The sequence below is a fragment of the Klebsiella sp. 18074 genome (genome assembly GCF_902705905.1).
Taxonomy (GTDB): Bacteria; Pseudomonadota; Gammaproteobacteria; order Enterobacterales; family Enterobacteriaceae; genus Klebsiella; species Klebsiella terrigena.
In genome coordinates this window covers 19922-33324 of the sequence record NZ_CACSIS010000040.1, presented here as the reverse complement: position 1 = coordinate 33324, position 13403 = coordinate 19922, and the positions used below count along the sequence as shown (strand labels likewise).

The window sequence follows — 13403 nt, the reverse complement described above, 5'->3', positions numbered from 1 at the left end:
CCAGACCTCGCAGTGCACGCGCTGCGTGAAATAAGCGTCCCCGCCTTTGGGTGAGTGCCTGCCGGTTAATCTGCCGGCAGGCACTGCTTACCCGCCGCTGTTGTGCTCCTCAGAGCGGTTATTTATGCCGCTTAGCGGCACGAACGACTAAAACTAATTATAAATCTGACCAATACTTAACGCTTTTAAGCCAGTGGGCTTTGTCGTAATTACCTACTTTTTATTCAAGGAGACAGTAATGACAACGCATCGCAGTGAAAAAGACTCTATGGGCGCGATTGATGTCCCTGCCGACAGGCTATGGGGCGCGCAAACCCAGCGTTCGCTGGAGCATTTCCGTATCTCAACGGAAAAAATGCCGGGCGAACTTATCTACGCTCTGGCGTTAACCAAGCGCGCGGCGGCGAAGGTGAATCAGGATTTAGGCCTGCTGGCCGGCGAAAAAGCGCAGGCCATCGTCGAGGCCGCTGATGAAGTGCTGGCGGGAAAGCATAGCGCAGAATTTCCGCTGGCTATCTGGCAGACCGGCTCCGGCACCCAAAGCAATATGAATATGAATGAGGTTCTGGCGAACCGGGCCAGCGAGCTGCTGGGCGGCGTGCGGGGCATGGAGCGCAAGGTGCATCCGAATGATGACGTCAACAAGAGCCAAAGCTCCAACGACGTCTTCCCGACGGCGATGCACGTGGCGGCCATTATTGCGCTGCGGGAGACACTCATTCCCCAGCTTAACGTGCTGAGAAAAACGCTCAGCGATAAATCCGCCGCGTTCAGCGATATCGTTAAAATCGGCCGCACGCACCTGCAGGACGCCACCCCGCTGACGCTGGGGCAGGAGTTCTCCGGCTGGGTCGCCATGCTCGAACATAACCTCCGCCACCTTGAGCTGAGCCTGCCGCATCTGAGCGAGCTGGCGCTGGGCGGTACGGCGGTGGGAACCGGACTGAACACCCATCCCGAATACGCGGTGCGGGTCGCGGCAGAGCTGGCGCAGAGTAGCGGCCAGCCGTTCGTTACCGCGCCGAATAAGTTTGAGGCGCTGGCGACCTGCGACGCGCTGGTCCACGCCCACGGCGCGCTGAAGGGGCTGGCGGCGTCGCTGATGAAAATTGCTAACGACGTGCGCTGGCTGGCCTCGGGCCCGCGCTGCGGTATCGGCGAACTTGCGATTCCGGAGAATGAGCCGGGTTCATCGATTATGCCGGGCAAGGTCAACCCGACGCAGTGCGAAGCGCTGACCATGCTGTGCTGCCAGGTGATGGGCAACGATGTGGCGCTGAATATCGGCGGCGCTTCCGGCAACTTCGAGCTTAACGTCTATCGCCCGATGGTTATCCATAACTTCCTGCAGTCGGTGCGGCTGCTGGCCGACGGTATGGAGAGTTTCAACGAACACTGCGCGGTGGGGATCGAACCCAATCGGGAGCGCATCAACCAGCTGCTTAACGAGTCTCTGATGCTGGTGACGGCGTTGAATACCCACATCGGCTATGACAAAGCGGCGGAAATTGCCAAAAAAGCGCATAAAGAGGGGCTGACGCTGAAGGCCTCGGCGCTGGCGCTCGGCTACCTGACGGAAGCCGAGTTCGACAGCTGGGTGCGTCCAGAAGAGATGGTCGGCAGCATGGCTACTCGCTAGCCAGCCACAGGTGCAGGCGCGGGATCAGCAGACGGAGCGCCTGCGCCTGGGGTTTATAGCGATACTGCACGTTGTCGGCATCGTAATTCAGTAACTCGCCAATATCCGGCACGCTAACACCCTGGCTACCGGATATCAGCGTAATCAGCGGCCCAGGGCAGGCGTACTGCACCTGCTTTTGCTCGCCAGCGTACCAGACGCGGGCGATAGGCTGGACTTTCACCGGCCGCTTAATCTTCAGCTTTGCCCGCTGCGGCAGGGCGGCGATATCCTGATACTCCCGCTCCAGCTTGCTCTGCCACTGCTCGCGCGTCCACGGCGGAACCGCGCGCGGCGACTGCAGGCTTTTTTCCAGCTGTATCAGCACCTCATCGCGGGTTAAATTCTTAATCACATGCTTATTGGCCCAGCCAAAGCGGATGGTGCTGGGATCGAACAGCGGCGTCAGCGTGCGGTAGGCGCTAAGGGTGATTAACCCCGGCAGATGACGATGCACCCACTCAAAGCGGGCCGCGGCGGGGAGGGCGGAATCGACGGTAATGATTTTTTCGAAGGCGGCCTTTAGCGCGTTGATGCTGGCGATTTTTTGCCGCAGGTCGGCCTGCTCCTCGGCGCTGGTTTGCAGGCAGATAGTCCCGGGAAGGCGCACCGCGGCCTTGCTGCTACGGCTTTCTGGTTGCTGCTGGATAAACAGATGGCCGTAGTGCCTGAGGGCCATCTCCAGCGCCGTTTTACCGATATGCTGCACGACCTGAATCGTCTCAAGCGGATCGTGCTCGGCGTCTTTACTCACCGCCGGGAGCTCAAATACCCGCGCGGCAAGCAGGCGACAGCGGCTTAGCGCCAGCTTCAGCTCCTGAAGCTCCCGCTCAAGCTGGCGAAAGGTGCCATTGAGTCGTTCAACGAGGTCGTAATTTGCCATCTGCGCCACCTTAGTTACAACATACTAATCGGTTTTTAACTATACGCAGGCCGCAGCACCTGCGCAAGGGGGTCAGCCAGAGGTAAAATTCGGCAGCTGGTGGTAGATAGGCCAGCTAAAGCTGAAGCAGGCGCCCCCCAGCGGGCTGGTGCGGCAGCTCACCTCGCCGGACATCGCCTGGGCGATGCTGTGGACGATAGCCAGCCCGAGCCCACAGCCGCCGGTCGCTCGATCGCGGCTGGGGTCAAGCCGGACAAACGGCTCGAACACGCGTTCGCGCTCGGCGGGGTCGATGCCAGGACCGTCGTCATTGACCTGCAGCGTCGCCCGCGATCCCGCCAGCGTCAGGCTAACCTGAATTCGCTGGCTGCTGTAGCGCAGCGCGTTGTTGACCAGATTATCAAGCACGCGCTCCATCAGGCGCATATCCAGCGCGCCGTAGTCTCCGGCCACCACCTCGTGAAGTGTCACCTCGCGCTGCGGGTTAACCATCTGAATATCTTCCACGTGGGCCGCAATCCAGGCCGGGAAATCGGGGGTGGTCAGGCTCAGCTCGTTTTGCGGCCGGTCAAGGCGGGCGTAGGTTAACAGCTCTTCGATAAGGGCTTCCAGCTGGCCGATATCGCGGTTTAGGGCCTGTGATTCGGCGGCGGTGAGATTTTCACTCATCTCAAGGCGGTAGCGCAGGCGAACCAGCGGCGTGCGCAGCTCGTGCGCAATGCCGTCGATCAGCTGCTTTTTGCTGGCGATCAGGGCGTTGATATTATCGGCCATCTGGTTAAAGGCCACGCCGAGCCGCTCAAAGCTGGACATGCTATCGAAATGAATGCGCTCGCTAAAATGCCCTTCGCCGAAGCGCTGGGCAGCGGTCTCGATGCGCAGCATATCCTGCCAGTGCGGGCGCATCCAGACGAAGACCGGGAACGCCAGCGAAATGGCGATAAAGGCCATCAGCGCGACGTCCAGCAGGCGCATCTCATGCAAAAAATAGAGATAGGGCACCGGGCCCACCGACAGCACGTAGTGGCTGCGCGGAATACGCTGAATAAAGGTGTACTCATCATCGAGGGCGACGATATCGCCGGCGCGCAGATGCTGCATTGAGCTCTCCGCCAGCTTGAATTTGCTCAGTGGTTCAATATGCAGATCGAACGACAGGTTGAGGTCCAGCTCTTTGAGCGTTTTGCTCCAGTCGCGCGGCGGAATTTCCCGCAGCTCGCTGCGCATCAGATATAGCGAACTTTTCATCAGATCGTCCAGCGACTGGCGGCCCGCCCGCTCGGCGGTAAATTTATACACCAGGCCGACCAGCATGGTCATAACCAGAAAGCAGACGAACAGCAGGAGGTAAAACTGCACAAACAGCTTTTTCATAGCCGGACCCGTTAATTAATTGTCCCAGGCGTGGGGGGCAAACAGATAGCCTTTGTTGCGCACCGTTTTGATACGGTAGGGTTCCGTTGCGCTATCGAGAAGCTTTTTACGCAGGCGGGAAATGGCCACGTCGACGCTGCGGTCCATACCGTCGTAGGTGACGCCGCGCAGATTTTTCAGCAGCGCATCGCGATCCATAATTTGTCCCGCGTGGGTTGCGAGCTCCCACAGCAGTTCGAAATCCGCCGTCGAGAGCGCGACGCTGTCGCCGGCGAGCAGCACCTGGCGGTTCACCGGGTCGATGGAGAGTGAGCCAAAGGCGATGGTTTTATGCGGCGTCAGCGAGGTGGGCGCGGAGGTGAGGGGAACGGCAACGTGCTGGCGCAAATGTAGCCGCAGCCGCGCCAGCAGCACGGCGGGTGGGGTGGTTTTGAGGATATAATCACTCGCGCCCATCTCCAGCGACAAAATATGGTTCATATCGCTATCAAGGGAGGTCAGCAGCACGATGGGACCCTGCCACTGCCCGCGAAGGTCGCGGCAAAGCGTCATCCCGTCCTTGCCCGGCAGCATGATATCTAATAGCACCAGATCGGGTTTTTCTCGCGCAATAACCTCTTCCGCCCGGTCGCCGCGTGGTTCAACCACCACGTCCATATCATGCTTACCCAGATAAGCAGCGATCAGCGCGCCAACTTCCGGATCATCCTCAACGAACACGATCTTATTCATATTTTATATGTATATGTAAAAGGTTAAACATACACCGCCAGCAAATTGCCTGCCATTACTCTTTTATAAACAAATGTTCTTCCGCTATGCTGGCGTAACTTGTTGTTTAAATGTTAAGGCAAAAGGCATGGGGCTGTTGATTAAAGCGCTGCTCGGGGCGTTGGTGGTGGTACTGATTGGCGTACTTTCCAAAACCAAAAATTACTATATTGCCGGGCTCATTCCGCTATTTCCGACATTCGCCCTGATCGCTCACTATATTGTCGCCAGCGAGCGCGGGATTGAAGCCCTGCGCACCACTATCGTATTTGGGATGTGGTCAATCATTCCCTATTTTATCTACCTGCTGTCGCTCTGGTATTTCACCGCAACGATGCGCCTGCCTTACGCGCTGGCGGGCGCTGTTGTGTGCTGGAGTCTGTGTGCCTGGCTGCTGATCCTCGGCTGGAGTCGTTTCCACTAGCGCAGGTGGCGGCCACCGTCGACGGCGAACGAGCGTCCGGTGACGAAATGGCTGCTGAAGAGATAGTCGAGCAGTTCGATAATTTCCGTTTCGCCTGCCGTGATTTTCATTAGCGATTTATCCAGCGCCTGCAGGCGATATTCTGCGTCGTCGCCTTCATTAAACATAATGAGCGAGGGGGCGATGGCGTTGACCTTTATTTCCGGCGCCAGCTTGCGGGCGAAGGAGCGGGTCATATTATCCAGCGCCGCTTTACTGGCGGCATAGGCGATGTGCTTATCGCTGCCGCGCTCAACCACGTAGTCAGTGATATGAATAATGTCGCTGCCCGCGTGGCCGTGGCCGCGCAGCAGCGCTTCCAGGGCGTGATTGAGCAGATAGGGCGCGTTGACGTGAATTTGCATCATGCTGGCAAGCACCGTGCTGAGCGGCGTCCCCGGTTTTTCCGCCATCCAGCCGCTGGCGTTATGGATAACGGCGCGCAGGCCGCCGCTGGCGTGAGACTTCACCGCTTCGGCGAAGGTTAAAATCCCGTCGTCGGTGCTGAAATCCGCCGCCAGACAAACGGCGCCGGCCGTACGCAGCGCGTCAATAGCCGGATAGTGGGTACGATAGCTGACGATGACGGGCTGCTGTTGCTGAAGAAAATGCTGTGCCAGAGCGAGGCCGATTCGGCGAGCTCCTCCTGTAATCAGGACCGGGCGAGGCTGTAGTTCAGCCATGGGTATCTCCTTTGAGTTCCGCGGCAGGGCCACCGCTTACCCCACCAGCATCCACGTTGCCGGTACGGCGGCAACCAGCAACAAACCAATTAAGGCTAATTCACGGCGTTTGAGCATGCGATCGTGCTGGTGCGTACGGCGGGCGTACAGGAAAACCAGAAGACCCGGAGCGTAAAGTATCACCGACAGCAATAAATGCACAGGGCCCGACGCATATAATAACCATAAGCCATAAGCGCACGCCCCGATACCCACGGCCTTATGCAGCGGGCGTACGGCAATTTTCAGCAGGAAGGCGCCGACCAGCAGATAGGGAACGAGGATCATCTCGGAGGCGATGGTGAGCAGGGTACCGTAATCCGAGCCGGTTAGCCAAATCAGTACCAGCGAGGCCTGGACGCTAATATTGGTGAGCCACAGCGAAGCAGACGGCGCATTGTGGCGATTTTGCCGGGCAAACAGGCGCGGAAACGCTTTGTGGGTGGCGGCCAGCCAGGGAACTTCCGCCGCCATGATGGTCCAGCTCAGATAGGCGCCGCAGACGGAAACGATCAGCCCGGCGGCGATGATCACCTCGCCCCAGGAGCCCATCATTCTGACCATCAGCCCGGCCATCGACGGATTACGCATTTCCGCCAGCTCCGGACGGGCGACAACCCCCAGCGAGAGTAGCGTGACCAGAAGATAAACTACCAGCGCCGAAAGTACGGCCAGCAGCGTCGCGCGGCCAACGTCGCGCTTATTTCGCGCGCGCGCCGATACCACCACCGCGCCCTCTACGCCGATAAACACCCACAGGGTGATCAGCATCGTATTCTTCACCTGCTCCCACACCGGCACGCCGAGCGCCAGGCCGCTGAAATCAAGCGTGAAGGTCTCTAAACGGAAGGCCAGCGCCGCGAGAACGATAAAGGCGCCGAGCGGAATAAGCTTGGCCAGGGTGGCGACCAGGTTGATGCCCGCCGCCGTTTGCACGCCGCGCAGCACTAAAAAATGGACCACCCACAGCAGAACCGATGCCCCGACGATTGCCTGCCAGGTATTGCCGTTGCCAAAAACGATCGAGCCGGGAACATCGGTGAAGAAGCTCAGTGCCGCAAAGACAATAACCAGGTAGGAAACGTTGGCGATGACCGCGCACAGCCAGTAGCCCCAGGCGGAGCAGAAGCCCACCAGTTCGCCAAATCCTTCGCGCGCATAGGTAAAAATACCGCCGTCGAGATCGGCGCGAATGCGGGTCAGCAGGAGCATGGCGAAGGCGAGGAATAAAATGCCCACGCCGGTAATGGCCCAGCCGATCAGTAGGGCGGACGGGCTGGCCACGGCGGCCATATTTTGCGGCAAACTGAATACGCCTGCGCCCAGCATTGAGCTGAGAACCAGGGCGGTCAGGGCGCTAAGGCCCAGTCTCTTTTCCATTGCAATCCCGAAGTGACAACCGTGAAGTAAAGAATATTTATTTGGCTAAATCGCATAAAATGGACGATTACGCTAAGGCGCGGGATTTTACGGAGTGTCTTGTGCGCATGCAATGGCGGCGGATGAAAAAAAGCAAAAAGGCGGCAAAGCGCCGCCTTTTTGTTCAGCTAAGGTGTCGTTATTTATACAGGTCGGCGCTGATGGTCATGTTGCCACCGCGTTCCTGCCACTGGCGGGTGATGTGGTAATACTTCGCGCCTTTCTTCGCCGCACGTTTGGCCACCTGGTAGGAAACTTCGGTCATATTGCCGTAGTTACCGGTGAACTTAATGCTATCGAACGGGGCCATCTGTGCCGCGGTGATCTTATTCACTTCTTCAATCTTCGTGCCGTCAGGAAGCGTGACAGTGTAACGCCCACCTTTTGAGGACTGCGTTTCGAAGAAGCGGCCTACGCCAGTACCGGAGCCGACGGCTGCGGTGGTTGCCACGCCGGGAATTTCCACGTTTTTAGCCGCGGCGCCGCCTTCAGCCAGCGCTGCGCGCCCGGCTTGAGAATCGGCAGGAATCGCGTCCGGGCTCTGCAGAACGCGTTTTTTGGCATCGGCTTTATAAACATAAGCGGTGATGCGCTGGTTGCCACCCTGGTTAGCATCCACCTGACGAACGATGAAGAAAGAGGCCGCACCTTTTGCTTTCGCCGCTTTGGTGATGGCATCGTTAACTTCAGGCTGGCTGCGATAGAAGCCCTGCACGGTCACGGTGTCAAACGGTTCCAGCTCAACGGCCTGGTCTTTCGGCAGCTCCATGATCCCATTAATCATGCGATTTTTTGGGGCATCGGCCTTCTGGGCGTTGTCTTTATAAAGATCTGCCGTTACGCGCCAGTTACCGCTGTTGCCATAGTCTGAGGTGTCGACAACATAAAAGGAGGCTGCGCCGTCTTTGTCGGCCTTGCGGGAGACCGCCTTAACCGCATCGCCAATCGCAGTAAAACGGCCGGTGATGACCACGCGATCGTAGGGCTTCAGCGCCGCCGCCTGCTCCGGAGTCAGCTCGGTCGCTGCATGGGCAGACAGCGCGGTCGTAGCCAGGAGAGCAGACGCCAGGAGTGAGTTCTTAAGATTCATAAAAATAGTCCTTTGCCTTGCGCAAACCATGTACAGGTATTGTTGTTGACTGAAAACGCTCGATTATTGCATTTAAAAGGAGTGACTGTCTGCGTCAATTTTTGCTAACCGCCCGAAACGCGCGTCACAATAATATAACATTTTCCGATATGTTGAAAAAACAGCCTCTTGACCAGCAAAATCGATAATCGATATCGCTTTAATAAGTTAATGTAATGTTAATGCGATGTTCTGGCTGGCGATTAATTGCGTATTACTGCTTAAGCTAAGCGAATTATCAGGCTCGCTTATAAATTTAAGGTAAATATTGCTGCCTGACGCAGTTTGCCGCGCGTTTTACCAATAAAATCAAAAATTCTGTTTTATCGCAGTAGATCACAATCGGTATTTTCAGTAGGTTATAAAAAGTTTGTTACTGTTTCATTTTTTCAGTCGAATATCCGAGCCGGCGCGTTTTGCCAGCGGATCGTCGGCTGTCAGAAGAGAAAACCATCATCAAAAACCGATGAAAGGGAAAACTATGCGTATCGGGGTACCAAAAGAACGGTTAGCCAATGAAACCCGCGTAGCGGCCACGCCGAAAACGGTGGAGCAGCTGCTCAAGCTGGGTTTTACCGTCGCAGTTGAAAGCGGCGCGGGCCAGCTGGCAAGTTTCGATGACGAGGCATTTGCTCAGGCAGGCGCTGAGGTTGTGGACGGCGCCGAAGTTTGGCAGTCGCCTGTTATTCTCAAGGTGAATGCGCCTGACGAGAATGAAATTGCTTTACTGAATCCAGGCACCACGCTGGTGAGCTTTATCTGGCCGGCGCAGAACCCGGAATTGCTGGCAAAACTCTCTGCCCGCAATGTAACCGTGATGGCGATGGATTCGGTGCCGCGTATTTCGCGCGCCCAGTCGCTGGATGCCTTAAGCTCGATGGCCAACATTGCCGGCTATCGCGCCATCGTCGAGGCCGCGCACGAATTTGGCCGCTTCTTCACCGGGCAGATCACCGCCGCGGGCAAGGTTCCGCCAGCCAAGGTGATGGTGATCGGCGCCGGCGTTGCCGGCCTGGCCGCGATTGGCGCCGCCAACAGCCTGGGAGCGATCGTTCGCGCGTTCGACACCCGTCCTGAGGTCAAAGAGCAGGTGCAGAGTATGGGCGCCGAGTTCCTTGAGCTGGACTTTAAAGAAGAGGCGGGCAGCGGCGACGGCTATGCCAAAGTGATGTCCGAAGCCTTTATTAAAGCCGAAATGGCGCTGTTTGCCGCCCAGGCGAAAGAGGTCGATATCATCGTCACCACGGCGCTGATCCCCGGCAAACCGGCGCCGAAGCTGATTACCCGCGAAATGGTTGACTCGATGACTTCCGGCAGCGTGGTGGTCGATCTGGCCTCGCAGAACGGCGGCAACTGTGAATACACCGTGCCTGGCGAAGTGGTGACCACCGCCAACGGGGTGAGAATCATCGGCTATACCGATCTGCCTGGCCGCCTGCCGACCCAGTCATCCCAGCTCTACGGCACCAACCTGGTCAACCTGATCAAGCTGCTGTGCAAAGAGAAGGACGGCAACATTGCCATCGATTTCGATGACGTTGTGGTACGTGGCGTAACGGTTGTTCGCGACGGGGAAGTGACCTGGCCGGCGCCGCCGATTCAGGTCTCCGCCCAGCCGCAGGCCGCCGCGAAGAAGGTTGAAGCACCTGTTGAAGCGAAAAAACCGGTTTCGCCGTGGCGCAAATACGCGCTGATGGCGCTGGCGATTATCCTGTTTGGCTGGCTGGCTAACGTGGCGCCGAAGGAGTTCCTCGGCCACTTTACCGTCTTTGCGCTCTCCTGCGTGGTCGGATACTACGTGGTGTGGAACGTGTCGCACGCGCTGCATACGCCGCTGATGTCGGTCACAAACGCCATCTCGGGGATTATCGTTGTCGGGGCGCTGCTGCAGATAGGCCACGGCGGCTGGGTCAGCGTGCTGAGCTTTATCGCGGTGCTGATCGCCAGCATTAATATTTTTGGTGGTTTCACCGTCACTCAGCGCATGCTGAAAATGTTCCGCAAAGGATAAGGGGTAACAAATGTCTGGTGGATTAGTTACAGCTGCATACATTGTTGCCGCGATCCTCTTTATTTTTAGTCTCGCAGGGCTGTCAAAGCACGAGTCGTCTCAGCAGGGCAACTACTTCGGCGTTGCCGGGATGGCGATCGCGCTGATCGCCACCATCCTGGGGCCGGACAGCAGCAACGTCGCGTGGATCCTGTTGGCGATGGTTATCGGTGGCGCCATCGGTATCCGTCTGGCGAAGAAAGTCGAAATGACCGAAATGCCGGAACTGGTGGCGGTACTGCACAGCTTCGTCGGCCTTGCGGCGGTGCTGGTGGGCTTTAACAGCTACCTGCAGCATGAAACCGGCATGGAGCAGATTCTGGTCAATATTCATCTGACCGAAGTGTTCCTTGGCATCTTCATCGGTGCGGTGACCTTTACCGGCTCCATCGTGGCTTTTGGCAAGCTGTGCGGCAAGATGTCCTCCAAGCCGCTGATGCTGCCGAACCGTCATAAGCTGAACCTCGCGGCGCTGGTCGTCTCCTTTGTCCTGCTGGTGGCCTTTGTTCGCACCGATAGCACCGCGACGCAGGTTCTGGCGCTGCTGGTGATGACCGTTATCGCTCTGGCGTTTGGCTGGCACCTGGTGGCCTCCATCGGCGGTGCGGACATGCCGGTAGTGGTATCGATGCTGAACTCCTACTCAGGCTGGGCGGCGGCGGCGGCGGGCTTTATGCTGAGCAACGATCTGCTGATCGTCACCGGTGCGCTGGTCGGTTCTTCCGGTGCGATTCTGTCCTACATCATGTGTAAGGCCATGAACCGCTCCTTCTTCAGCGTCATTGCCGGCGGATTTGGTACCGATGGTTCCTCGTCCGGCAGCGATGATGAAGTGGGCGAGCACCGTGAAATTAGCGCAGAAGATACCGCTGAAATGCTGAAAAACTCGCACTCGGTGATCATTACCCCGGGCTACGGAATGGCGGTAGCCCAGGCTCAGTATCCGGTTGCGGAAATCACCGAACGTCTGCGCGCTCGCGGTATCAAGGTGCGCTTCGGTATTCACCCGGTTGCCGGTCGTCTGCCTGGGCATATGAACGTGCTGCTGGCGGAAGCCAAGGTTCCGTACGACGTGGTGCTGGAAATGGATGAAATCAACGATGACTTCACCGACACCGACACCGTGCTGGTTATCGGCGCCAACGATACCGTTAACCCGGCCGCGCAGGACGATCCGAAAAGCCCTATCGCCGGTATGCCGGTGCTGGAAGTCTGGAAAGCGCAGAACGTGGTGGTCTTCAAACGTTCGATGAACACCGGCTACGCCGGCGTGCAGAACCCGCTGTTCTTCAAGGAGAACACCCACATGCTGTTTGGCGATGCCAAAGCCAGCGTGGATGCGATTCTGAAAGCGCTGTAATGCCTGAAGAGCGCGGACTAAAGTCGCTATAAAACGTTTGCTTCTGAAGCCGTCTCCGTTGAGACGGCTTTTTTATATAGCGCGCCAGCCCACTTATTGCTCATAAATTAATCGCCCTGGGGTGCTATAATAGGGAGGTTTTTTCAACACACTGAGGATATTATGGATACCGAATTGACCCCCGCGCAAATGGCCATCGAATTTCTGCGTCGTGACCCTACAGCTTTAACCCCCGCACAGTACCTGAAAAAATTTAAACTTCTCGAGCTGGAATTTGCCGATTTAATGTCGCTCTCCTCCATTGAACTGAAAGAAGAGATCGACCACGCCTGGCGCTTAGGTATCCATTAAAAAGTATCGCTTCAGCTGATATGCATCGCTGATGAAGGGGGCCGGAAGGCCCTTTTTTACGCTCTGTGCGAGGCGGCGGGCAAAAAAATCCCCCGCGGTGGCGGGGGAGTTGGCGACGACGGTTGGCGACCAGAGATCAGTCGTCGTCTTCGTCGTCCAGTTCAACCGGCGTTTTGTACTGATCCGGTTTCAGCACCAGCAGATCGCAGCGCAGATGGTCGATCACCTGCTCGGCGGTGTTGCCGAGGAAGGCCGCCGACAGTCCGGTACGCCCGATGGTGCCCAGGACGACAATCCCCGCCTGCAGATGCTCGGACAGATCGGGAATCACCTCTTCCGGCAGACCCTTCTCGACGTGGGTACGGCTCTCGTCAATGGCAAACTTTTGCCGCAGCGTTTTCATCGCCAGCAGGTGCTGGCCGCGAATCGCGTCGTTATAGATGCTGGGATCGAAATCAGGCAGCTCAATGGCGATATTGATAGGCGTAACCGGATAAGCGCCCACCAGGTGGACCTCGGTGTGGTTAACCTGCTCCGCCAGCTCAAGCGTCTCTTTGACCAGTTTCTCATTCAGCGAGTCGTGGTAGTTTTCTTCGCTGGCAAGGTTGACCGCCACCAGCGCTCTGCCGCCCTCGGGCCACGGCTGGTCTTTAACCATCCATACCGGACACGGGCACTTACGCAGAAGATGCCAGTCGGTAGGGGTGAAAATGACCGCTTCCAGCTTGTCGTGCTGGTGCGCCATTTTCAGCACTAAATCATGCTTGTCGCTGATAATTTCCTGAATGATGGCTTCGAAGGGGCGGTTGTGCCATACCACCTTGATATCAATTGGGATCCCGGACTCAATATAGAACCGGGCCTGCTCCTTGATCCAGGCGCTGCGCTGGCTGATCACGCCCTGGCGCATAGCCGTTCGCTCGTCGGGAGACAGCAGGGTCGTCATCTCATATGAGAAATCATAGATCGGCAAAAAGGCTTTAATGCGGCCACCAATCCGTTGGTGTAGGTATACCGCGCGCCGCAGTGCGGGCTGGTCGTCCTGGTTAGGATCGATTACTACCAGCATGTTCTGATACTTTGCCATACAGGGTCTCCTTACAACTGTAACTGCAGTCTGTAATTAAAAAGATAACCTATCTAGATGAATTGAAACAGGGGATGACCCTGGCCAGATCAACAAATAAGAAAAAATTAGCGATC

12 protein-coding genes are annotated in these 13403 nt (G+C 57.2%); 5 read left to right on the top strand and 7 right to left on the bottom strand.

What is annotated here, in order from left to right; translation table 11 throughout:
- The first annotated feature begins 238 nt into the window (after positions 1-238).
- Positions 239-1639 (top strand): class II fumarate hydratase, encoded by a 1401-nt coding sequence (gene fumC, locus GVK32_RS26215; RefSeq protein ID WP_123708133.1) that lies wholly within the window; start codon positions 239-241, stop codon positions 1637-1639.
- Here the strand turns inward: fumC and tus are convergent.
- The 3 genes from tus to rstA form a co-directional block, all read right to left on the bottom strand.
- Entirely contained in the window at positions 1629-2561 is a 933-nt protein-coding gene (gene tus, locus GVK32_RS26210; protein ID WP_159873579.1) for a DNA replication terminus site-binding protein, read from the bottom strand. The two genes, fumC and tus, sit on opposite strands and share 11 nt — an antisense overlap.
- 72 nt (positions 2562-2633) lie before the next feature.
- Positions 2634-3935 carry a two-component system sensor histidine kinase RstB gene (rstB, locus tag GVK32_RS26205; protein WP_132509987.1) on the bottom strand — a complete coding sequence of 434 codons (1302 nt, stop codon included), beginning with the start codon at positions 3933-3935 and terminating at the stop codon, positions 2634-2636.
- Between the two features lie 15 nt (positions 3936-3950).
- Positions 3951-4667 (bottom strand): two-component system response regulator RstA, encoded by a 717-nt coding sequence (gene rstA / locus GVK32_RS26200; protein ID WP_041145801.1) that lies wholly within the window; start codon positions 4665-4667, stop codon positions 3951-3953.
- A gap of 127 nt (positions 4668-4794) precedes the next feature.
- Between rstA and GVK32_RS26195 the strand changes: the two genes are divergently transcribed.
- Positions 4795-5130 (top strand): GlpM family protein, encoded by a 336-nt coding sequence (locus GVK32_RS26195; RefSeq protein WP_045858494.1) that lies wholly within the window; start codon positions 4795-4797, stop codon positions 5128-5130.
- Here GVK32_RS26195 and folM read toward each other — a convergent pair.
- The 3 genes from folM to ydgH all read right to left on the bottom strand — a co-directional run bounded on the left by folM (position 5127) and on the right by ydgH (position 8400).
- Positions 5127-5852, bottom strand: a complete 726-nt coding sequence (folM, locus tag GVK32_RS26190; protein WP_159873577.1) for a dihydromonapterin reductase — start codon at positions 5850-5852, stop codon at positions 5127-5129. The genes GVK32_RS26195 and folM overlap by 4 nt on opposite strands.
- Before the next feature lie 36 nt (positions 5853-5888).
- Entirely contained in the window at positions 5889-7271 is a 1383-nt protein-coding gene (locus GVK32_RS26185; protein WP_159873575.1) for an amino acid permease, read from the bottom strand.
- Positions 7272-7449: 178 nt separating this feature from the next.
- Complete coding sequence (gene ydgH, locus GVK32_RS26180; RefSeq protein WP_123708128.1) at positions 7450-8400, bottom strand: DUF1471 family protein YdgH; 951 nt, start codon at positions 8398-8400, stop codon at positions 7450-7452.
- Positions 8401-8920: 520 nt separating this feature from the next.
- Here ydgH and pntA point away from each other — a divergent pair.
- From pntA to GVK32_RS26165, 3 genes are all read left to right on the top strand, one after another.
- Positions 8921-10450 (top strand): Re/Si-specific NAD(P)(+) transhydrogenase subunit alpha, encoded by a 1530-nt coding sequence (gene pntA, locus GVK32_RS26175; RefSeq protein WP_159873573.1) that lies wholly within the window; start codon positions 8921-8923, stop codon positions 10448-10450.
- A 10-nt stretch (positions 10451-10460) separates the two neighbouring features.
- Entirely contained in the window at positions 10461-11849 is a 1389-nt protein-coding gene (gene pntB / locus GVK32_RS26170) for a Re/Si-specific NAD(P)(+) transhydrogenase subunit beta (protein ID WP_045858484.1), read from the top strand.
- A 162-nt stretch (positions 11850-12011) separates the two neighbouring features.
- Entirely contained in the window at positions 12012-12200 is a 189-nt protein-coding gene (locus tag GVK32_RS26165; protein ID WP_041145794.1) for a YdiH family protein, read from the top strand.
- 136 nt (positions 12201-12336) lie between these two features.
- Here the strand turns inward: GVK32_RS26165 and uspE are convergent, their stop codons facing one another.
- On the bottom strand, positions 12337-13287 hold the full coding sequence (uspE, locus tag GVK32_RS26160; protein WP_123708126.1) for a universal stress protein UspE: 951 nt from the start codon (positions 13285-13287) through the stop codon (positions 12337-12339).
- Between the last annotated feature and the right edge of the window lie 116 nt (positions 13288-13403).